We start from the raw sequence: 22,058 nt of genomic DNA, 5'->3' as shown, positions 1-22,058 counted from the left end.
GACGCCTCCGGCCCCGTGACCGCGCTGCACCCCGTATCGGAAACCGGACACCCGGACGACGCCCGCATCTGGCTCAGCGTCAACGGCGAAATCCGCCAACAGGGATCGCTGGCCGACCAGATCTGGTCGGTGGCCGAAGTCATCAGTGACCTGTCCACCTCGGTCGCCCTGCAACCTGGCGACCTGATCTTTACCGGCACGCCGGCAGGCGTCTCGGCGCTCAAACCGGGCGATGTCGTCGAAGGCGGAATCGACGGACTGGACAGCTTCCGCTTTACGATCGGTGCCGCTGCCCGCTGATGGGCAGAGACCCCGGCAATCTCCATGTCGGCCAGACACAAAGATTGCCGGGCATGGCATACCTGCACACTCTCAGGCATGCCCACCACACCGGGATACCGGTGCCGGGTATCAGAACTCGGCTTGCATCTTCAGCCAGAAGGTCCGGCCGGGCTCATTGATACGGATATTGGCAGGCCAGATGCCCTCTGCGCCAGTACCGGTACGCGACAGATGCTCGCTGTAGGTTTTGTTCAACAGATTATCAACACCCGCAGTCAACAGTACATTCGGATGCGCACGCCAGCCGGCATTGAGAGAAAACACGCCAAAGCCTGCTGAGGGGCCCCTGTCCCCACCCACGATATTGCCCTGATAGAGATCATATCTGTGCTGGCTGGCCGCCAGGCGCCACAGCGCACCCACTGAATAATTGCCCTGTTCATAGTTCAGGCCAAGACGCAATTCCAGCGGAGGTTGCTGTGCCAGCGGGCGATCATCAGTACGATTCTGGCCAAAGACATAGGCCAGCGTAGCCGTTCCCAGCCAGTTGGGGTTGAAGCGATAGCTGGCATCGACTTCACCACCCATGATGCGGGCGTCGATATTGCGCGTGGCAGTACGCGTCCAGTCCAGCGAGATATAGTCGGCCACATGCCCGTAGAAACCGGACACTGCCACACTCAACGGACCGTCACTGTAGCTGGCACCGATATCAAGCTGCGTCAGTTTTTCAGGCTTGACATTGAGCGTCGCACTGCCGCCTGTTTCGTCTTTCTTGTTCATGCGTTCCCAGTAATCTGGAAAACGCTCCGCATGTCCCACGCCGGCATACCAGTAACCACCGTCGAAATCGGACTCATAGCGCAAAAAGCCACTGGGCAGCGTCCGCTTGTCTTTCTCGCCCTGCTGTGCCGAGGCAATCCGCTTGTCTTCCACTTCATGCCAATCCACACGCAGACCGCCGATCACCCGCTGTTGGGCATCCAGCTCATACTGGGCCTCGCCAAACAACCCCATCTGGCGGAATGTCAGGTTGGCACCGCGCGACTTGTCACGATAGCCATCGGCCATGTCTGCCGTCATGCCCATTCCCATGCGCGAACGATGCCGGTCATGCCTGAAATCTGCGCCCAACGTGACCTGCCAGTCATCGGAAGGTGTCAGCGTGGCACTGACCCGTCCTCCCTGGGTCCGGCGATCCGGATTCATGGCCGAATACATACCTGTCGGCAGCTTGTCACGCAAACTATAGTTGTCCATCACATGGTCAACATAGTTGTAATAAACACGCGCCTCAACCTTGGAGAGCAGTGAAGTAATGTTCTGCTTCTCGAACAGCAGGGACAGGTTTTCACGCCGGAACTTGCTGCCATCCATGCCACGGTCGGCATAGGCGGCCCTGCCATCGCTCAAGGCGGCAGACAGTTCCAGCCGGGTATTGTCATCCGGTGTCCAGCCTACCGCACCATAAGTATTCCAGCGCTTGTACTCGGAATGGACGGTATTGCCATCACCATCCTTGTAGTCGTGAGCCTGTGCGCGACTGCCACCTGCTCGCACATAGAACTGGGACGTCCCCACGGTCACATCGGCGACCTGGTCATTGCGGTTGGCACTGCCGACAATCAGGCTGCCATGGCCGCGCCAGCCAAAAGTCTCGAAACGTTCAAATTTGCGCTCGAACATCGCCACACCCGTCGTCCAACCTGCGCCATACCGGACCGTCTGCGGCCCCTTGAGAACACGGACAGTGTCATAGGACTCAGGATAGACATAAGCCGTCGGTGGATCCATGCGATTGCCGCAACCACCGTAGATTTCCTGGCCATCCAGCAAAATGCCCAGGCGCGAACCGGCCTGACCACGAAACACCGGATCACCATCCGTACCGCCCTTGCGAATCACCGAAAAGCCAGGGATGCTTTTCAGGAAATCTGCACCATCATTGGCGGGCAAAGGCTGCCGCGGTGCCTGTGGATCGGTCTCCACCACCAGCGGAGCCACCACGACGGGGGCAGTCACAACCACAGGAGACAGTATCTGGACCGTCGATGCCGATTGCCCATGCACCGTCCACGGAACAGAAGCGATGGCCAGGGCCAGCAATGTGGGGCGAATCACTTCGATTTTTTTCCTGCTATTCACAGCAAGCTCCTCATTCATGCCGTGCCGGCCATCAAATGCTTGCGCACGGGCCGACACACTTTCTTGTTTATTTCTGCAGGGACATAATCCAATGCGCCAGTTCCGCCGCTTCCTCCGGCTTGACCGCAGCATTGCGCGCCATGGGAATGGCTCCCCATTGCCCGCTGCTGCCAGTCAGGATGCTGGCGGCAACTTTCTGTTCGGCATCCGCCTGCCCTGCATATTTGGCAGCCACATCATTGAAAGCAGGTCCAATCATTTTGCGTTCAACCGTATGGCAACCCAGACAGGCCTTGCGCTTGGCCGCATCGGGCATCGCAACGGTCTCGGCGGACCATGCGCCTGTCGAAACGACCGCAGTCCACAAGAGCGCAGCAACCCGCGCCCAGTTTTTCTTGCTCATCATGCAATCCTTTTCATGCATCTTGAATGTGCATATACGTCCGCACGCCACGAGCGGACACGGCACCACGCTATATCTCGGAGATATAGGGCGCGCGCACAACTTGGCCTGCAACACGGAGCCGCACTGCAGGCCAAATAGGGGATCAATCTAGGAGTGTCAGAGAAGAGGCGGGGCGCGCGGACCAAGCGGGGCGCCGGCCGTGAAAGTCGCTATCGGGACAGGATGGATATCCCGCAGCATCTCCACGCCATCCCGTTGCGGGACGGACAGGATACCAAGCGCCGCGCTCAGCGCGACCTGGGTGACAACGGAAGCAAAAAGGCAGGGACTGGAGCCGACGACATCATCAGGCGCAGACGATGCGCCATCATCGCCGAGATCAAGCATGATGGTTTTGACAGGCCCGTCCATCGAGCACAGGACAAGGCTGAATGTGCGATCCTCACCCGGAGACATGCCCGGCATGTAGCCCACCGGGATCGCACTGCGCAGGAACAGGGAAACCAGCAGGAACGCCAGCAGCGCCCACCGCCCGGTCGGGGCGGCGGATCTGCTGCGGCAATATCCTGAAAGCTGGTTCATCATGGAAATCCGAAAAAGGAGGAGGCCTGTCGCACCATCCTGTCTGGATTAAAGCACGACAGCCCCCTTTTCCTCTTTGACTTCCCTCAACTTCGGGCAGCAGGTTTCAGGCAGCCCGCAGCACCATGTTGGCAGCCACCCATTCCTCGTTGGTAGGCTCCACCACGACCTTGACCTTGCTGCGCGAAGTCGAGATCACGCGGGCATCGGACTGGTTCAGTTCCTCATCCAGTTCGATCCCGAGGTAGGCCAGCTCACGGCAGACGCGGCGGCGGATCATGGCGCTGTGCTCGCCGATGCCGGCCGTGAAGGCCAGCATTTCCAGCCCGCCCAGCATGGCGGTCAGGCCACCGATTTCACGTACGATCCGGCGTACGTAGAGCGCCAGCGCATGTTCGCAACGGATATTGGTGTCGGAGTGCGCCCGCAGCACACGCGGATCGTTGGAGACGCCGGAAACGCCCTTCAGCCCGGAGTCGTGGTACAGCACCTTGCCAACCTGCTCGAGCGTGAGCTTCTCGATCTCCATCAGATAGAGTACGGCACCCGGATCGATGGAGCCACAGCGTGTGCCCATCATCAGGCCATCGAGTGCGGAGAACCCCATGGTGGTGGCTTCGCTGCGCAAATCCTTCATCGCACACAGGCTGGCCCCGCTGCCCAGGTGAGCCACGATCGTGCGGCCCTGGGCACGCTGACCATACAGCTCCGCCAGGACAATCGACATGTATTCGTACGACAGGCCATGAAACCCGTAGCGGCGCAGCCCCTTTTCCCAATACTGGTAGGAAATGGGCAGCATCTTCTCGATATCGGGCGTGGTGTGGTGAAAGCCCGTATCGAAGCAGGCAATCTGCGGCAGATCGGGACGCAGTGCCAGCAACTCGGCAATCGCAATCAGCGCAAAAGGCTGGTGCAACGGTGCCAGCGGCACGTAGCTGCTGAGATCATCGAGCACCTCGCGGGTGACCCGTACCGGTTCGAAATATTTGTGCCCACCGTGCACGACCCGATGCGCTACCGCCACGACCGGCTTGCTGCCGATCTTGTCGAGCACCCGCTGGCGGATCATCACCAGGGCCGCCCGATAGGGATCGGCATCCAGGCTCAGATCGACCGGCTCGCCCTCGGGCGAACGCCCGAGCACCAGGGCCGGCTGCTGGCCGGTGATGTTCTCGATCCGACCACTCCACCATGCCTGGCGCGGAATTTTGAGGCCACCATGCGTGGCACTGTCGACCTCGAACAAGGCAAACTTGATGCTGGACGACCCGCAGTTCAGCACCATGATGTAGCCGCCGCCCTCGGGCAGACTCTGCAACAGACTGCTCATGGACGGTGTTTCCTGTAATGATGCGCCAGGATGACACCGATGGCGCACGATGCCAGGCGGGCATCGGCCGGATCGGCACGACTGGTCAGCATGATGGGCACGCGCGCGCCCAGCACGATGCCGGAACTGGCGGCATCGCCCATGTATTCGAGCTGTTTGGCCAGCATGTTGCCGCTTTCCAGGTCAGGTGCGACCAGGATATCGGCCTGTCCGGCCACGGGAGAGTTGATCCCCTTGATGGCAGCAGCATTGAGAGAGACGGCGTTGTCGAAGGCCAGCGGGCCATCAAGGACCCCGCCGGTAATCTGGCCGCGGTCGGCCATCTTGCACAGGATGGCCGCATCGAGCGTGGCCTGCATGCTGACATGTACGGTCTCGACCGCAGCCAGCAGCGCCACCTTGGGCCGATCCACACCCAGTACGCGGGCCAGATCAATGGCATTCTGCACAATATGCACCTTGGCCTCGACTGCCGGTGCGATATTGATGGCAGCATCGGTAATGATGAAAGGCCGGGGATAGGCAGGCGTCTGCATCACGAAGCAGTGCGAAATACGCCGCTTGGTACGCAATCCACCTGCCGACGAAACCACCGCCCCCATCAGCTCATCAGTGTGCATGCTGCCCTTGACCAGGGCTTCCACATCCTGCGCGGCAGCCAGTTGCACCGCCAGGGTCGCCGCCGCGTGGCTATGCTCGACATCATGGATCTCGATATCGGCCAGGTCATGTCCATACTGTTCCGCGACCGCTTCGATCTTGCTTCTGGGGCCGATCAGCACCGGCTCGACCAGGCCATGCTCACGCGCCTCGAAGGCCGAAGTCAGGCTGACCTCGTTGCAGGGATGCACAAAGGCGGCCCGGATGCGATCCAGTGGACGGGCGGCTTCCAGCAGCCATCCCAGGCCATGGGTTGCCGCAGACTGATGTTCTGCTTTCATTCATTCACCTCAGGATTACGTCAGTACATGTGCTGGCCGCCATTCATGGCGACGTTGCTGCCTGTCATGAAACCAGCCACGTCGCTGGCGATGAAGGTCACCAGCGCTGCAATTTCCTCGGGCTTGCCCAGACGGCCGACCGGCACCTGTGCAACGATTTTTTCCAGTACATCGGGTGCGATGGCCTGGACCATTTCCGTCCCGATATAGCCCGGCGACACGGCATTGACCGTCACACCCTTGCGTGCCAGTTCCTGCGCCAGCGACTTGGTAAAGCCGTAGAGACCCGACTTGGCCGAAGCGTAGTTGGATTGGCCAAACTGCCCCTTGGAACCATTGACCGACGAAATGTTGATGATCCGTCCCCAGCCTCGATCGGCCATGCCTTCAAAGAACTGCTTGGTGACATTGAAGACGGAGTCCAGGTTGGTGCGCAGCACCGCATCCCAGTTTTCCTTGGTCAGCTTCTTGAGTGTGGCATCGCGGGTGATCCCGGCGTTGTTGACCAGGATATCGACCTGCAGGCCATCGGCCACGATCTTCTGAGCCAAACGCTCGCACGAGTCATAATCAGCCACATCGGCCTCGTAGGCCTTGAAGCTGTAGCCAGCGCCAGCCTGCGCAGCCAGCCAGGCCTCGGAAGCCGTCTCGGTGCCGGGCAGATAGGTCACCAGCACCTGATGGCCCGCATCGTGGAAGGCGCGGGCGATGGCCTGGCCAATCCCGCCTTGTCCGCCGGTGACCAGCGCGGTACGTTTATTTGACATTTTTATCTCCTTGCTTTGCGATTGCACTTACCCAGAACGCCTGGGTTGCTTCAGCCTGTCGCGCAAGCTGATTCCAGAAATCCGATACGGGGGCCTGCGCACCCTGCCCCAGCTCGCCCAGGGCAGCAGCCGACGCTTTCTGCCAGGCCCGGAACGCCTCGGCCGATTCATTGCCCAGCCGTGCATAGTCTTCCGTCACCGACTGGACGCCGAGCGCCAGCCACTTCTGCTGATGCTCCTGCAGCAAGCGCCCGATACGCTGGGCGAATGCGAGGTTGGCCTGGTACAGCGCTGCGGGGACTTGATTCAGACTCATCGCCTTCTCCTGTGACATCAATGAATGAAAGGAACTACTGCCCTGCCTGCCGACTCGCGTCGACACTCACTTCTGCAGTACGTACTCGCCGGGGGCATCGCAGACAATGTCGTAGCCCTTACGGGGCGCGCCCATGCTCGGCGGTGCCACCTCTGCTCCCGAACGTGCCGCCAGCCAGCGTTGCCACTCGGGCCACCATGAGCCTTCGGTGACGGGTGTCTGCGCCTGCCAGGTATCGGGATCGAGTGCCTTGTTGCCATGCGTGTGGGCATGGACCTGATAGCTGCGGCGCGGCCGGCCCGGTTCACTGACGATACCGGCATTGTGGCCACCACTGGTCAGCAGGAAGGTCACTTCGCTGGTATCGGCCAGGCTGTTCAGCTTGTATACCGAGCGCCACGGTGCCACGTGATCGGACACGGTACCCACCGCAAACATCGGTACCTTGATATCGCTGACGAACACCGGCTTGTCGCCGACGGTATAGACCCCGCGACTCAACTCATTGTTGAGGAACAGGCGGCGCAGGTACTGCGCGTGCATGTGGGCCGGCATGCGGGTCGCATCGGCATTCCAGGCCATCAGGTCATTGAGCGGCCGACGCTCACCCAGCAGATACTCGTTGACCATCTTCGACCAGAGCAGGTCGTAGGAACGCAGCATCTGGAAGGCTCCGGCCATCTGCTCGGCAGCCAGGTAGCCCTTTTGCTGCATCTGCGCCTCGAGCAGGCTGATCTGGCTTTCATTGATGAACAGCGCCAGTTCGCCCGGCTCACTGAAGTCGGTCTGCGCCGCAAAGAACGTCAGGGAAGCCAGCCGATCATCGCCATCACGGGCCATGTGGGCTGCGGCAATCGCCAACAGCGTGCCGCCCAGGCAATAGCCGGTAGCATGTACCCTGGCCTTGGGCACGATGGTCGTGACGGCATCGATCGCAGCCCCCAGGCCAAGGTCAAGATAGTCGTCCATCCCGAGGTGACGATCGCCTTCATCGGGATTCTTCCAGGAAATGCAGAATACGGTATGGCCCTGGTCAACCAGGTACTTGACCATCGAGTTGTGCTCGGACAGGTCAAGGATGTAGTACTTCATGATCCAGGCCGGCACGATCAGGATCGGCTCGGCCTTGACCTTGTCGGTGGTCGGCGTGTACTGGATCAGTTCGATCAGGCGATTGCGCAAGACAACCTTGCCGGGGGTACGGGCCACGCTCTGGCCCGGCACGAAATTCTCGGAGCCCTCGGGAGACTCCTCGGCCACCAGGCGGCGCACATCGTCCTGCCAGTTGCTGACACCACGCAGCAGATTGGCACCGCGCTCCTCGAGCGTGCGACGCAGCACGACCGGATTGGTCAGCAACTGGTTGCCCGGGGAAAACATGTCGAGCCACTGGCGGGCATAGAACGAGACAAAGTCCTCGTGCTTTTTCTCGACGCCCCAGACCTGGGTCGTGGCCTGGGCCAGCCATTCCTGACCGAGCAGAAAGCCCTGATGCAGGGCATTGAACGGCCAGTACTGCCATTCGGGTGCGGCAAAGCGCCGATCGCTCACCGGACGATCCACGCAGTCGCGTGTTTCACCCAGCGGTGTGGTCATGCATTCCTGCAGGTAGTTGAAGAACCGACCCCAGTTCTGCATGCCGGCCATCAGCAACTCGAGCTTCTTGCCAGGCGAGGTGGCCAGATGCGAGAGCCAGTCCATCCATGCCAGCATGGCCGCCTCGGGCGACAGGGAAGAACTGAAGCGCGCCTGGTTGATGCGCGAGGCCAGATCAAGTTGACGGAAGGGACCTTGCGTATAGGTCGTACTCTCTTTCATGCGCCATCACCCGTTTATAAATTTAAACACAATGTCACAAATATACTCTCATATTAACATTTATGCATGTCCAAACCATGACATCCGTTAATACGCATTGTCGTCACCACATGTACGGCACCTCACAATGGTGCACCGCAACACATTACACTATTGCAGCGCTTCTGACAAAACTCCTTGTATGCCCCTGTCGAAGACAGGTAAGCTGCTGCCCGTTTTCCCTCCCCTCTTGCTTTCCTGGCACACATCATGTCCGACTCCTTCTTTCCACGCTGGCGCGAAGTCTCCGGTGGCCTCCAGGACGGCAGCGTCGTCCAGCCTGACGAACGGCTTTCCTGGCCCCACACCGTTGCCATGGGCGCCCAGCATGTGGTCGCCATGTTCGGCTCGACCATCCTGGCCCCGTTGCTGATGGGATTCGATCCGAACATGGCCATTCTCATGTCCGGTATCGGTACCCTGATCTTTTTCCTGTTCGTGCGTGGCCGAGTGCCCAGCTACCTGGGCTCGAGCTTTGCCTTCATCGGCGGCGTGATTGCCGTGACCGGCTATGCCGGCGCAGGGGCCAACGCCAACATGGGCGTCGCGCTCGGTGCCATCATCATCTGCGGCCTGGTATATACCGCCATCGGTGTCGTGGTCTGGGCACTCAGCGCCCGCTCGGCCCGTGTGACCGATCTCATCGACGCCTGGATGCCCCCTGTGGTGACCGGGGCCATCGTTGCCGTGATCGGTCTGAACCTTGCTCCCATCGCTGCCAAGGGTGCGATGGGCAGCGGCACCTTCGATGCCCTGATGGCATTGATGACCGTGCTGTGCGTCGGCGGCATCGCCGTGCACACCAAGGGTGTCATCCAGCGCCTGCTGATCCTGGTCGGCCTGCTGCTGGCCTGCCTGCTCTACTGGATTTTCACCAACATCATGGGGCTGGGCACACCCATCGACTTCAGCCAAGTGGCGGCCGCTGCCTGGTTCGGACTGCCTGCACTGACTGCGCCGGTATTCGAGGCTCAGGCCATCACCGTAATCGCCCCCGTGGCGCTGATCCTGGTTGCAGAGAATCTCGGCCACATCAAGGCCGTCAGCGCCATGACCGGACAGAACCTGGACAAGTACCTGGGGCGCGCCTTCGTCGGCGATGGCGTGGCCACCATGGTATCCGGCGCAGCCGGCGGCACCGGCGTGACGACTTACGCCGAGAACATCGGTGTGATGGCGGCCACCCGCATCTATTCGACCATCGTGTTCGTGGTCGCGGCCCTGCTCGCCATTTTCCTGGGCTTTTCGCCCAAGTTCGGCGCACTGATCCAGGCCATTCCCGGCCCGGTACTGGGCGGCATGTCCATCGTGGTGTTCGGCCTGATCGCCGTCGCCGGCGCACGGATCTGGGTCATCAACAAAGTCGATTTCAGCGATACCCGCAACCTGATCGTCGCCGCCGTGACCCTGATCCTGGGAACCGGCAACTTCACGCTGGAATTCGGCGTATTCAAGCTCGACGGCATCGGCACGGCGACCTTCGGTGCCATCATCCTGTATGCGCTGTTGCGGCGCACCCGACGCACGGCCTGAATCAGGCCTGGTGCAGGCTGCGCCAGCGACGCTCCTGCCGCCAGGCCAGCCACAGCACCGTCAACCCTGCGGCAGACAAAGCGGCACCGGCCCAGCCGGTTGCCCGCAAGCCCCAACCCGCCTCGATCACCACGCCCCCCAGCCAGGCTCCCAGCGCATTGGCCAGATTGAACGCAGAGTGATTGAGCGAGGCAGCCAGTGTCTGGGCCTCGGCCGCCACGTCCATCAGTCTGACCTGCAGCAAGGTACCCAGGGCCACGGCGGTTCCCACTAGGAAAACACCGACAAATACGGCCACGGGATGCACCATCAGCACCGGGAACAGCAGCAGGACGACCATAGTCCAGGCCAGCACGCCCAGCATGCCTTTCATCACGGAACGATCAGCGGCCAGGCCACCTGCGTAGCTGCCTGCAATCATGCCGGCACCAAATACAGACAGCGCCACCGGCACGAACTGCTCGGGCAGATGCGCAGCCTGCGTGACAACAGGTGCCACATAGCTCATCACGGCAAACATGCCCCCGCAGCCTATCGCACCGATGGCCAGGGCCATCCAGACACGGGGATTGCGCAAGGCACCCAACTCCTGGGCCGCCGAGCTTTTCGGTTCGGGTAGATTGCGTGGCACGCAGCGCCAGATCAGCACCATGGTCAGCACGGCGATCCCGCCCACCAGTGCAAACGGATAGCGCCAGCCCGCCACCTGGCCCAGCCAGATTGCCAGCGGATTGCCCAACAACGCCGCCACGGTCAGGCCCATCATGACCCGACCCACCGCAAAACCACGCCGATACGGTTCGACCATCGAGGCCGCGATCAGAGCCGCCACGCCAAAATAGGCACCGTGTGGCAACCCACTCAGGAACCTGAAAAACATCAGGGTTGCGAAATCAGGAGCCAGCGCACTGGCAAAATTGGTCACGGCATACGCCGCCATCAGGCTGATCGCCAGGCGGATGCGCGGCAAGCGCGCACCCCATACCGCCAATACCGGCGCGCCAACCACAACACCCAGCGCATAGGCACTGATCAGACGCCCCGCCTGTGGCTCGGTCATCATGTGATGTGCCGCCACTTCCGGCAGGATACCCATGATGGCAAACTCGCCCGTACCAATGCCGAAGCCACCCGCCGCCAGTGCCAGCAGGGCCAGCCAAAGCCGCGCCCCGGCCACCGGTTGCCGGTCTACCGGCACCACTTCTACATTGGACATGTGCATGTCCCCCTGTCTGCAAAAGGGCGCCAGTGTATTCCAGTCCGCTTACTGCCTGCTGACAGTCGGCAGCCTGCGCACATTCGCATATAACCAGCGTTGCAGGACACGATGCACCGCCGGCATCGCCAGATAGACCATCACAGGCACCTGCAGCAGCGTCATCAGCAACAACCTCAGCGGCAACGGTGCTCCCACCAGGGGACCTTGCATAATGGTGTTGAGCAACAATGACAGGGGAAACAAAGCCAGCCAGATGGCACAGGCACGTTTCCAGCGAGGAGGCTGCGCCTCCCGCTGGCCAAACACACTCTCCACACTGTCCACGCGCATGATCTCGGTCGAGCGCACCAGTGCTTCACCACGCTCCAGCCACATCCGCCGCGGCAGCGACTTCTCCCAGGCCCTGAGCGACTGCGCGTCCTGAAAGCGGAACATGATCTGGTATTCATCCCCGCCAGGTGCGGGTGCCAGCGTACCGGCACCGAGAAAACCAGGAAAGCCAGCTGCCAACAGGATCCCCCGGCGCATCCAGGATTGGAACTCGCTGAACCGATCCGGAGAAATCCGGCGGGTCACGAGCAAAGTAACGGGCTTGGAGAGGGGCGAGTCCATGATGCGTATCCTGCAAGGAACAAAGTAGGGGCATACAGGGACAAGCAAAAAGCGTGCCAGGGTTTTCCCTAGAAATTACAGGGCACGGACATCAGGGTTTTCACCAATGAGGCGCATTTTTTCAAACCATCTTGCTGCGACGCACCAATTGATGCGAATACGCACCACCATGGTGCGCATGCAATTTCGGAAAAGCCAGCCACGTCAGATCAGTTCTGCCCACAGATCGTACTCATCGGCATCGATCACACGTACGCGCACCATATCGCCCGGCTTGAGCGACGTGGACTCGATAAAGACATTGCCATCGATTTCCGGTGCATCGGCAGCCGAGCGGGCCACGGCACCATCCTCATCGACCTCATCGACTACCACATCGATCTCCCGGCCGATCTTGCGCTGCAGGCGTGCCGCGCTGATGGCCTGCTGGTGCGCCATGAAGCGTTCCCAGCGCGCCTGCTTGACCTCATCGGGCACCTGTTCCAGCCCCAGATCATTGGCAGGCGCGCCATCGACCGGCGAGTACTGGAAACAGCCAACCCGATCGAGTTGCGCCTCGGTCATCCAGTCGAGCAGATACTGGAAATCCTCCTCGGTCTCGCCCGGGAAACCGACGATGAAAGTCGAACGGATGGTCAGATCAGGACAGATTTCGCGCCATTGCTTGATGCGCGCCAGCGTGCGGTCCTCGAATGCCGGCCGCTTCATGGCCTTGAGCACCTGCGGGCTGGCATGCTGGAACGGAATGTCGAGATAGGGCAACAGCCTGCCTTCGGCCATCAGCGGCACCACATCATCCACGTTGGGATAAGGATAGACATAGTGCAGCCGCACCCAGACGCCCATGTTCGCCAGCGCCTCGCAGAGTTCCTTCATGCGCGTCTTGACCGGCTGGCCGTTCCAGAAATCGAGCTTGTACTTGAGATCGACGCCATAGGCACTGGTGTCCTGCGAGATCACCAGCAGTTCCTTTACGCCGGCCTTGACCAGCCGCTCGGCTTCGGACAGCACATCGCCCACCGGGCGGCTGACCAGCTTGCCGCGCATGCTGGGAATGATACAGAAGCTGCAATTGTGATTACAGCCTTCGGAAATCTTCAGATAGGCATAATGGCGCGGCGTCAGTTTGACACCCTGGGGCGGCACCAGATCGACGAAAGGGTCGTGGCTTACCTGGGGCGGTGCCGCCTCGTGCACGGCACGCACCACCTGTTCGTACTGCTGCGGCCCGGTCACGGCCAGCACGCTGGGATGCACGTCGCGGATGTGGGCTTCTTCCACCCCCATACAGCCCGTCACGATCACCCGGCCATTCTCGGCCAGCGCCTCGCCGATCGCATCCAGCGATTCGACCTTGGCACTGTCGATGAAGCCACAGGTGTTGACCACCACCACATCGGCATCCTCATAGGTCGGCACGATCTGATAGCCTTCCGTGCGCAACTGGGTCAGGATGCGTTCGCTATCGACGGTATTCTTGGGACAGCCGAGGCTGACGAAACCGACCTTGGGCGCGACGGCAGGGGAAGCTGCGGACATAGGAGGAAAAACCTTTTTCAGGGATGCACAGACGGCACCGGATGGACGAACGAACATTCCATTTTAAAAGAATATTCGCCCACATCCCGCAATAGCCCTCAGAGTTCGTTGGCGCTGGACACCCCACGATTGTAGGCATCCACCATGCCGCCGATCCGATCGGCATCGCCATCCTGCTTCAGGTTGCGGTAATAGGCCAGGACATCGATCATGGCACCGGCCAGATGATCATAGGCAAAAGCAGGTTTGCGCCCCTCTCCAGCCGCTTCCTTCTGGCGCAGGTATTCGTTCCTGAGATCGGTAGCAGCCTGCTGCAATTGTGCAGCCATACCGTCGGTGGTCTCGAACACCATGGGCTGGCCGGTCGTATTCTGCTCGACCAGCGTGCTGACCAGATCCTGGCCCAGCTGAATATTGAGCAGTGCATAATACGGCAGCTTGTTGTCCTGGCTCTTCAGCTTTTCCAGATCGGCCTGGCGACGCTCATCGAGATGGCGCCCCAGCGCATCATCGAACTCACCCAAGGCAGCCAGCGCACCTTCGAAGGCACCACGGATGGCCGGATCGGCTGCCTTGCCCTTGGCGACACCATCATCCTTGTAGGCGTTGGAAGAGTAGTAGACGTCCAGTTCCCTATGCTGCGCGAACAGCATATCCAATGCTGCGATCAGCCGATCCGCAATCGCATCGAGATCCTGGTAGCGGTCACCTTGGATGCCGCGTGCCTGCTTGAGGCTTTCGAGGGGACGCGCCAGATTCGACACCGAGAACCCCAGCGTGCTGTTGGCTGTCGCCTTGGAAAAATCCTGGCGCAGATAGCCTGCCGCCTGGTACTTGAGACCATACTCATTGGACAGCGCATTGAAGGCAGTCACATAACCGGCAAGCTTGCGACCCTCGTCCTGCGCAACCGTTGTCGCACCTTCGGCCTGCTGCCCTGCAGCAGGTGCCTGGCTGCTGCTGGCCTCCTTGTCACCGCAGGCAGCAAGGCCTGCGCCCAGCAACAGGACGACGGCCGCCTGTCGCAACACGCTCAGGGCTGTTCCTCGGTTTTTTTCCTGCATTGCAAACTCCTCTGTTCCAAAGAGCCGGCAGTGTAGATCAGCACTCGGCCGCGGACCCGTACCATTCGTATCAAAATCAATCCCTGTCCCCTGCTGCTATCATCAAACCATCAGCGACTCCCGGGCCCCGCCCTGTTCCATCATGTCCGTCCACCACACACCATCTGCACGCCAACCCGCCTCCAACGTAAGCGTACTGGTCTTTGAAAGCCTGTCCTACCCGGAACTCCTGCAACAGGCTCGCGGCCTGCTGGCCGGCGAACATGACCGGATCGCCAATGCCGCCAACCTGAGCGCCCTGGTTTTTGAAAGCCTGCCCGACCTGAACTGGGCCGGCTTCTATTTCTTTGACGGCCACGAACTGGTGCTCGGCCCGTTCCAGGGACGTCCGGCTTGCGTGCGCATTCCGCTGGACCGCGGCGTCTGCGGTGCTGCCGCACGCACGCGCAGCATCCAGGTTGTAGCCGATGTGCATGCCTTCCCCGGACATATCGCCTGCGATGCCGCCTCCAATGCCGAAATCGTCGTGCCCCTGATCCTGAACGACGGCACACTGCTGGGCGTATGGGATGTGGACAGCCCACTGGCCGGCCGTTTCACGGATACGGACCGCGAAGGCATGCAGGCGCTGTGCGCGCTCTACCTGGAAAGCATCCAGAGCAGTGCCACCTCCTGAGCGGATGCCATCGCCATGCGGATTTTCCTGATCGAAGACGAGCCCGAACTCGCCCGCTGGGTCTCGCGCTCATTGGCCCGCCATTCGGGTTTCGTGGTCGAGTGGTCTGACGACGGTATCGTGGCCGATCGTCGTCTGTCGCTCGAGGAATTCGATGCGGTGGTCCTGGACCTGGGGCTGCCGGGCATGGACGGTCACGCCGTGCTGAGCCGCATGCGCGCCCGCGACGACCGCACGCCAGTCCTGGTGCTCACGGCACGCGACTCGCTGGCTGAAAGAGTCGGCTCGCTGCACGGTGGCGCAGACGACTTCCTGCCCAAGCCCTTCATGATCGAAGAGCTCGAAGCCCGCCTGCAGGCTCTCATCCGTCGCAGTCGTGGCCGCGAGCACCCTCGCCTGGCCTGCGGCCCGTTGCATTACGACACGGCTGCACAAAAATTCTCACTCGATCAACAAGTACTCCCACTGTCTCCGCGCGAACATGCCGTCCTGCGCGCCCTCATCCAGCGCAGCGGTGAACCGGTCAAGAAGCAGCAGATCCTCGAGCGCGTCTTTTCCGACGACAGCGACGTCAATCTCGAGGCCATCGAAGTCCTGATCCATCGCCTGCGCAAAAAACTCACCGACAGCGGTGTCCGCATCACCACGATGCGCGGCCTGGGCTATTGCCTGGAAGAAAATGATGGCGATCCCGCGCAGCCTTAAATGGCAACTGCTTTCCTGGGTCATTCCAGCGCTGCTGCTGAGCCTGGGCGTCGGACTCTGGATTTCCACTACCCTGCTGGACGAACAGGCTGAAGCCGCCTACGACCGATCCCTGGCAGGGGTCGTGCGCGCGCTCGACCTGAACATCTCGACGGCCAGCGGCGGGCTGGCACTCGAGCAGCCCTACCGGCTGTTGGAATTCTTCCAGCTGACGGCCAGCGGCAACGTCTACTACCACGTCTCGACCGAGGACGGTCTGGCCGAGATCGGCCATCCGCGCCTGCCGCTGCCGCACGGCCCCCTCCAGGATGGCCAGCTTTATTTCTACAACACCACCTACCTGGGCAACGAACCGGTACGCGTCGCCACCATGGCCCGCCAACTGGACATTCCATCCAGCGAGTCAGCGCCAGAAACAGCACAGCGCCCATCCAGTCACCCAGCCACCGTCCCCTCTCGCGTCATCATCCAGGTGGCCGAAAGCCTGGAAGGACGTCACCTGTTCACCCAGAGCATCCTGATCCGCAGCATCGGCCGCGATGTACTGGTGATCCTGCTGAGCGCCGTGCTGCTGGTAGCCGGCATCATCATCGCTCTGCGCCCGCTCAACCGCCTGCGCAACGAGATGCGCCGCCGCCACCCCGATGATCTGCGCCCCATCGACACCCAGGATATTCCTGCCGAAGTACTGCCACTGGTCGATGCCGTCAACCAGCACATGGCCCGCTTCTCGCGCCAGGCAGAACAGCAGCGACAATTCCTTGACGACGCGTCTCATCAGTTGCGCACCCCGTTGTCGGTGCTGCGAACCCAGATCGGCTACGCCCTGCGCGAGAACGACCCCGCCGAAACCCACGAAGCGCTGCGTTCGATGGCCAGCGGCCTGGATCGGGCCGTGCGCGTCACCAACCAGATGCTGGCCCTGGCACGGGCACGCGATGCCGGACTGCAGGACAGATCGGCGGCCCGCTCGCGCTTTGACCTGGGACTGGCCACCGAAGAGGCGGTCCGGTTCCTGCTGGCCAATGCCCGCGCACGCCGCCTGCAATACGATCTCGACCTGCCCGACGAACCCGTCATGCTGGCGGGCGACCGGCTGCTGGTACAGGAAGCCATCGTCAACCTGATCGACAACGCCATCCGCTACAGTCCCGAGCGCGGCACGGTCAGCATCAGCCTCTCCTTCGAGGCTTCCTGCGCCCTGGTCTGCATCGATGACAGCGGCCCCGGCATGGGTGCCGACGACCTCGCACAGGCCGGCGTACGCTTTCGGCGCGGCGCGGCAGGCAAGGGCAAGAGTGGTGCGGGCCTGGGACTGGCCATCGTGCGAACGATTGTCGAGGCCCACGACGGCAAGCTGATCCTGCAATCCTCGGAACAGCTGGGCGGGCTGCAGGCCAGACTGGTGTTTCCCCTAGGGTAGATTGAAAGGCAACCGAAAGCCTGCTGTGCGTAAGGTGTCGTCATGCAGAGCGTACAACCACAATACCGCCTGCTTTTCTTCCCCCTTACGGAGACAACTGTAATGGCTATCAAAAAAATCGGCACCAGCTTCATGCTGGCAGCCAGCCTGATCGCATCCGCCCTGCCTGCTTCCGCGCAAGCCGAACCCAATCGTCCCGAATGTATCGCTCCGGCACAACCCGGCGGGGGCTTCGACCTGACCTGCCGCCTGGCCCAGGCAGCCTTGCGGCAAAGCGGTGCACTGGAAAATCCGCTGCGCATCGTCTACATGCCCGGTGGCATCGGTGCCGTGGCCTACAACAACATCGTCGCACAGCGCCCCGCCGAAGGCGGCTCCATCGTGGCTTTCTCCGGCGGTTCGCTGCTCAACCTCGCCACCGGCAAGTTCGGCCGCTACACCGTCGATGACGTCCGCTGGGTTGCCGGCATCGGTGCCGACTACGGCATGGCCGTGGTCCGCGAGGATTCTCCCTACAAAAACCTCGACGACCTCATGAACGCCCTGCGCGAAGACCCCAGCAAGGTCATCTTCGGTGCCGGCGGCACGGTCGGCAGCCAGGACTGGATGAAGGCCGCCCTCACCGCCCAGGCTGCCGATGTCGACTACAAGAAGATGCGCTTCGTCGCTTTCGAAGGCGGTGGCGAGGGAATCACCGCACTGCGCGGCGGGCATATCCAGGTCTTCATGGGCGATGCTGCCGAAGCCATCTCCATGCTGGAAGGCGGCGCGCCCATCCGCGTGCTGGCCGTCTACAACGACGAGCGCCTGCCCGGCCGCCTGGCCGACGTGCCCACCGCCAAGGAACAGGGCTACGACATCGAATGGCCGATCATCCGCGGTTTCTACGTAGGTCCCAAGGTCTCTGACGCCGACTATGAGTGGTGGGTGGACGCCTTCAAGAAGACCATGGCCACGCCGGAATTTGCCGAGCTGCAGGCACAGCAGGGCCTGTTTCCCTTCGCCATGACCGGCCCCGACCTGGATGCCTACGTCAAGGAACAGGTCCAGAAATACGCCGAACTGGCTGCCTCCTTTGGTCTCGTCAAGAAGTAAGAAGCATCCATCATGAATGATCGCATCCTTGGCATTGCTGCCCTGGTGCTGGCCGCCTTCATGACGTGGTTCGGCCACGACCTGGAGGCGCCCTTCGCCTACGAACCTCTCGGCCCCAAGGCCTTTCCCCTGTTGCTGGCACTGGTCATCGCTCTTTGCGGCCTGACGCTCATCATCAAGAATCGCCATACGGCCGACCCCAACCCGCCCGGTGCCAATGCGCGCATCGGCGTCATGATCACCATCGTGGCCGGCTACGCCATGCTGTTCCAGTGGCTGGGCTTTGTCATCTCGACAGCCCTGATGACCACGCTGGTGGCACGCCTGTTCGGAGGCCGCTGGGTCTACGCCATCATCGGCGGCGTTGTCATGGGTGTGGCCTTCTTCCTGCTGTTCGACAAGGTACTTGACGTCGTACTGCCTACCGGCCTGCTCGGAGACCTGCTATGAGCGATATTTTTGAACACCTGAGCATGGGCTTCGGCGTGGCCCTGTCCTGGCAAAACGTACTGGTTGCCGCGCTGGGCTCATTCTTCGGCACCATCGTCGGCGTCCTCCCCGGCCTGGGGCCCATCAACGGCGTGGCCATGCTGATCCCGATCGCATTCGCCATGAACCTGCCGCCCGAAACGGCGCTGATCCTGCTGGCAGCCGTGTACGTGGGTGCCGAGTACGGCGGGCGGATTACCTCGATCCTGCTGAATGTCCCCGGCGAAGCCGCCTCGGTCATGACCACGCTCGACGGCTATCCGCTGGCACGCAAGGGCCTGGGCAGCGTAGCCCTGTCCCTGTCGGCATGGTCCTCGTTCTGCGGCTCGTTCGTGGCCTTCATCGGCATCGTCATCTTCGCTCCGCTGCTGGCCAGTTGGGCGCTGGCCTTCGGCCCCCCCGAGTATTTCGCCCTGATGGTCTTCGCCTTCTGCTGCCTGACCAGCCTGCTGGGCCAGAATCCGGCCAAGGGCGTCCTGGCGGCGGCGCTCGGCCTGTCGATCTCGACTGTCGGCGTAGATTCCAACTCCGGCGTCTACCGTTTCACGTTCGACTCGCCCAACCTGGCCGACGGCATCGACTTCGTGGTGGTCGTGATCGCGCTCTTTGCCATCAGCGAAATGCTGCAGATGCTCGAAAACGTGGTCGGCGGCATGTCGGTCAAGGTCCCCAAGAGCGAACGCAAGCTGTTCAACATGCAGGAGTTCAAGTTCACGCTGCCCAGCGTGATCCGCAGCGCGCTGACCGGCTTCGGCCTGGGTGTGCTGCCCGGCGCAGGTGCCAGCGTCGCCTCGGCTGTCACCTATGCCAACGAAAAGCGCCTGATCGAGCAGAAGGACCCCAACGCCTGCTTCGGCAAGGGCGACATGCGCGGCCTGGTGGCACCCGAGGCAGCCAACAACGCCTCTGCCACCGGCTCCTTCATTCCCATGCTGACGCTCGGCGTACCAGGCTCGGGCACGACAGCGGTCATGATGGGCGCGCTCACGCTCTATAACATCACGCCCGGCCCGGTTCTGTTCGAGACCCAGCCGCTGCTGATCTGGGGCCTGATCGCCTCGCTGTTCGTCGCCAACGTGATCCTGCTGATCATGAACGTGCCGATGGTGCGCCTGTTCGCCAGCATTCTGGCAATCCCGCCCTGGTTGCTGGTTCCCGGTATCATCAGCATCAGCTTCATCGGCGTGTACGCCATCAACGCGACCCGATTCGACCTGATGATGGTTGCCGGGCTGGGGTTGATCGGCTACTTCCTGCGCAAGGCCGAAATGCCCATGGCTCCGCTGATCCTGGGCGTCGTGCTGGGCGACCTGATGGAGCAGAACCTGCGCCGGGCACTGTCGATGTCCAATGGTGAAGTCGGCATCCTGTTCGCCAGCCCGATCACGGTGCTGTTCTGGGTGCTGTCGATCTCGGTGGTGATCGTGCCGCTGGCGTATCGGCGGTGGAGTCGGCGGAAGGCGGTGAACCCAAAAGCCCGGGCACAATGATTCCGTAATTTACGCAGGATGATTCCGTAATTTACGGAATCATCGGCAACTCCAAGCTCGACGCTATTGGGCACATAACTGCGCCTATAATTGGGTTATCCCCTGTGCAAAAACCCTTTTCGCACTTTACCCAATTCCCCCATGTCCAATCACCCACCTGCCCCTCACACCGACGAAATCGACCTCATCGCCCTTTTCCAGGCCGTTTGGGCCCGCAAGCGCCTGCTGGCGACCTACATTGTCGGTGCCATATTGATCGGGGCCTTGTATGCCTTTGTGCTGGCCACGCCCCGCTATGCCGCCTCGGTATACATCGACGCCCCCTTCAACGGCAACCTGGCCCAGCTCAACCAGGGGCACGAACCGGCCGGGCTGGCCCTCTATACCCCCAGCCAAGTATTCAGCTACTTTACCCGCCGGCTAGGTTCGGATGAAGTTTTACAGCACTACCTGCTGGTAACGCTGGCGTACCCGGAAGGCACGCAACTGCCCGCCAGCATACTGTTAAACAATAGCTGGCGAGTCAGTGTCGATGTCCCTCAGCCCAAAGGCCGCAACCTATACAAAGTGACCGTGCAGGATGAAACCAGCCAGTCTGCCTACGACGGCCTGATTCGCTATCTGAGCCAAGTCCGACAACAGGCCGCTGATACGCTTATCAACGACGCCCAGCAAAAAATCGCGCTTTCGACACGCGACATCCAGCGCACATTGAAGGAGCAGCGTCAGGTTGCGCGAGAAAAGCGCGAAGACCACATCCAGCGCCTCACAGAAGCCCTGGCTGTTGCACGCGCCATTGATCTGGAGCAGCCTCAACTCACCCTGGCGCAGCCCCCCAGCCAGGATGCCCTGCGCCCCTATCTGGATGGTAGTGAACTGTACGCCCGAGGTGCCCAGGCGCTCGAAGCCGAACTGGCCGTGCTCAAGGCCCGAGAAAACGACGATCCCTTTATCGGCAACCTTCGTGACGAACAAGCCCGGCTTCGGTTGTTGCAAGAGATCGACATCCAACTAGACAATGCACACCTGTTCCGCTTTGATGGCGATATCGTATTGCCTGAAAAACCTGTGAATCCCAAGAAAACGCTGATCTTGGCCCTAGCGGTGATTCTGGGTGGCATGATGGGAGTTTGTCATATTCTCATCAGCTACTGCGCGACCAAGCGAGACACGACAGTTTAATATCTCGTCTTTAAAAGGGGGGCTTGTCAGATATTTCGTGTTTAAGGCATAACATGCACTCAAGGAGTGGTAATCGGTAATCCTCCCGAAAAAGCGGTGAGATCAGAAGTAGAATTTTCTCATTGAGGAGTTCTACAGAATGAAGAAGTCACGATTCACAGACAGCCAGATCCTGGATGCGATCAAACGTGTGGAAGCGGGCATTACGGTACCCGAGATATGCCGAGAACTGGGCATCAGTTCAGCGACGTTCTACAAGTGGCGGGCAAAGTACGGCGGCATGGATGTGCCGATGATGTCGCGACTGAAGGAATTGGAAGCGGAGAATGCCCGGCTGCGCAAGATGTACGTCGAAGAGAAACTCAAAGCCGAGCTGCGTGCGGAGGCTCTCGAAAAAAAGTG

Annotated in this window: 21 protein-coding genes and 1 pseudogene; 10 read left to right on the top strand and 12 right to left on the bottom strand. The window is 61.2% G+C overall.

Going from position 1 to position 22,058, the window contains the following annotated elements; genetic code table 11:
* Positions 1-300: fumarylacetoacetate hydrolase family protein (locus ABN482_RS08975; protein ID WP_349503663.1), on the top strand; the 300-nt coding region annotated here is incomplete at its 5' end.
* A gap of 111 nt (positions 301-411) precedes the next feature.
* On the opposite strand, the gene ABN482_RS08970 is transcribed toward ABN482_RS08975, so the two are convergent.
* From ABN482_RS08970 to ABN482_RS08935, 8 genes and pseudogenes are all read right to left on the bottom strand, one after another.
* Complete coding sequence (locus ABN482_RS08970; protein ID WP_349503662.1) at positions 412-2,403, bottom strand: TonB-dependent copper receptor; 1,992 nt, start codon at positions 2,401-2,403, stop codon at positions 412-414.
* A gap of 91 nt (positions 2,404-2,494) precedes the next feature.
* Positions 2,495-2,830, bottom strand: coding sequence for a c-type cytochrome (locus ABN482_RS08965; protein ID WP_349503661.1), 336 nt, complete (start codon positions 2,828-2,830; stop codon positions 2,495-2,497).
* 159 nt (positions 2,831-2,989) lie between these two features.
* On the bottom strand, positions 2,990-3,418 hold the full coding sequence (locus ABN482_RS08960) for a hypothetical protein (RefSeq protein WP_349503660.1): 429 nt from the start codon (positions 3,416-3,418) through the stop codon (positions 2,990-2,992).
* 103 nt (positions 3,419-3,521) lie between these two features.
* Positions 3,522-4,748, bottom strand: coding sequence for an acetate/propionate family kinase (locus ABN482_RS08955; protein WP_349503659.1), 1,227 nt, complete (start codon positions 4,746-4,748; stop codon positions 3,522-3,524).
* Positions 4,745-5,674: pseudogene (locus tag ABN482_RS08950) on the bottom strand (bifunctional enoyl-CoA hydratase/phosphate acetyltransferase); the annotation flags it as partial. The pseudogene ABN482_RS08950 and the gene ABN482_RS08955, both read right to left, overlap by 4 nt.
* Before the next feature lie 35 nt (positions 5,675-5,709).
* Entirely contained in the window at positions 5,710-6,456 is a 747-nt protein-coding gene (gene phbB, locus ABN482_RS08945; protein ID WP_349503658.1) for an acetoacetyl-CoA reductase, read from the bottom strand.
* Complete coding sequence (locus tag ABN482_RS08940; protein WP_349503657.1) at positions 6,446-6,772, bottom strand: hypothetical protein; 327 nt, start codon at positions 6,770-6,772, stop codon at positions 6,446-6,448. Before ABN482_RS08940 ends, phbB begins: the two co-directional genes overlap by 11 nt.
* Positions 6,773-6,838: 66 nt before the next feature.
* Positions 6,839-8,590: a PHA/PHB synthase family protein gene (locus ABN482_RS08935; RefSeq protein ID WP_349503656.1), complete on the bottom strand. Its 1,752-nt coding sequence runs from the start codon at positions 8,588-8,590 to the stop codon at positions 6,839-6,841.
* Between the two features lie 249 nt (positions 8,591-8,839).
* Between ABN482_RS08935 and ABN482_RS08930 the strand changes: the two genes are divergently transcribed.
* Positions 8,840-10,162, top strand: a complete 1,323-nt coding sequence (locus tag ABN482_RS08930; RefSeq protein ID WP_349503655.1) for a solute carrier family 23 protein — start codon at positions 8,840-8,842, stop codon at positions 10,160-10,162.
* Position 10,163: 1 nt separating this feature from the next.
* On the opposite strand, the gene ABN482_RS08925 is transcribed toward ABN482_RS08930, so the two are convergent.
* From ABN482_RS08925 to ABN482_RS08910, 4 genes are all read right to left on the bottom strand, one after another.
* Positions 10,164-11,378, bottom strand: a complete 1,215-nt coding sequence (locus tag ABN482_RS08925; protein WP_349503654.1) for an MFS transporter — start codon at positions 11,376-11,378, stop codon at positions 10,164-10,166.
* A 48-nt stretch (positions 11,379-11,426) separates the two neighbouring features.
* Positions 11,427-11,993 (bottom strand): antibiotic biosynthesis monooxygenase, encoded by a 567-nt coding sequence (locus ABN482_RS08920; protein WP_502877272.1) that lies wholly within the window; start codon positions 11,991-11,993, stop codon positions 11,427-11,429.
* Between the two features lie 204 nt (positions 11,994-12,197).
* Positions 12,198-13,532 carry a 30S ribosomal protein S12 methylthiotransferase RimO gene (rimO, locus tag ABN482_RS08915; protein ID WP_349503653.1) on the bottom strand — a complete coding sequence of 445 codons (1,335 nt, stop codon included), beginning with the start codon at positions 13,530-13,532 and terminating at the stop codon, positions 12,198-12,200.
* A gap of 98 nt (positions 13,533-13,630) precedes the next feature.
* Complete coding sequence (locus tag ABN482_RS08910; RefSeq protein ID WP_349503652.1) at positions 13,631-14,596, bottom strand: DUF3829 domain-containing protein; 966 nt, start codon at positions 14,594-14,596, stop codon at positions 13,631-13,633.
* Between the two features lie 142 nt (positions 14,597-14,738).
* Between ABN482_RS08910 and msrC the strand changes: the two genes are divergently transcribed.
* From msrC to ABN482_RS08870, 8 genes are all read left to right on the top strand, one after another.
* Complete coding sequence (msrC, locus tag ABN482_RS08905) at positions 14,739-15,272, top strand: free L-methionine (R)-S-oxide reductase MsrC (protein WP_349503651.1); 534 nt, start codon at positions 14,739-14,741, stop codon at positions 15,270-15,272.
* A gap of 15 nt (positions 15,273-15,287) precedes the next feature.
* On the top strand, positions 15,288-15,977 hold the full coding sequence (locus ABN482_RS08900; protein WP_349503650.1) for a response regulator: 690 nt from the start codon (positions 15,288-15,290) through the stop codon (positions 15,975-15,977).
* Positions 15,952-17,400, top strand: coding sequence for a sensor histidine kinase (locus ABN482_RS08895; RefSeq protein WP_502877271.1), 1,449 nt, complete (start codon positions 15,952-15,954; stop codon positions 17,398-17,400). The genes ABN482_RS08900 and ABN482_RS08895 overlap by 26 nt, the downstream gene beginning before the upstream one ends.
* Positions 17,401-17,532: 132 nt before the next feature.
* Positions 17,533-18,495: a Bug family tripartite tricarboxylate transporter substrate binding protein gene (locus ABN482_RS08890; RefSeq protein WP_349503664.1), complete on the top strand. Its 963-nt coding sequence runs from the start codon at positions 17,533-17,535 to the stop codon at positions 18,493-18,495.
* 12 nt (positions 18,496-18,507) lie between these two features.
* Complete coding sequence (locus ABN482_RS08885) at positions 18,508-18,945, top strand: tripartite tricarboxylate transporter TctB family protein (RefSeq protein ID WP_109062427.1); 438 nt, start codon at positions 18,508-18,510, stop codon at positions 18,943-18,945.
* On the top strand, positions 18,942-20,474 hold the full coding sequence (locus ABN482_RS08880; protein ID WP_349503649.1) for a tripartite tricarboxylate transporter permease: 1,533 nt from the start codon (positions 18,942-18,944) through the stop codon (positions 20,472-20,474). The genes ABN482_RS08885 and ABN482_RS08880 overlap by 4 nt, the downstream gene beginning before the upstream one ends.
* A 90-nt stretch (positions 20,475-20,564) precedes the next feature.
* Positions 20,565-21,656, top strand: a complete 1,092-nt coding sequence (locus ABN482_RS08875; protein WP_349503648.1) for an LPS O-antigen chain length determinant protein WzzB — start codon at positions 20,565-20,567, stop codon at positions 21,654-21,656.
* 139 nt (positions 21,657-21,795) lie between these two features.
* Positions 21,796-22,058 (top strand): transposase (locus ABN482_RS08870; RefSeq protein ID WP_349503647.1); only part of this gene is annotated, 263 nt, incomplete at its 3' end.

Source organism: Corticimicrobacter sp., from assembly GCF_040137905.1.
Taxonomy (GTDB): Bacteria; Pseudomonadota; Gammaproteobacteria; order Burkholderiales; family Burkholderiaceae_B; genus Corticimicrobacter.
Note: the sequence above shows the minus strand (reverse complement) of the source record. Positions and strands in the feature narration are given on the sequence as shown.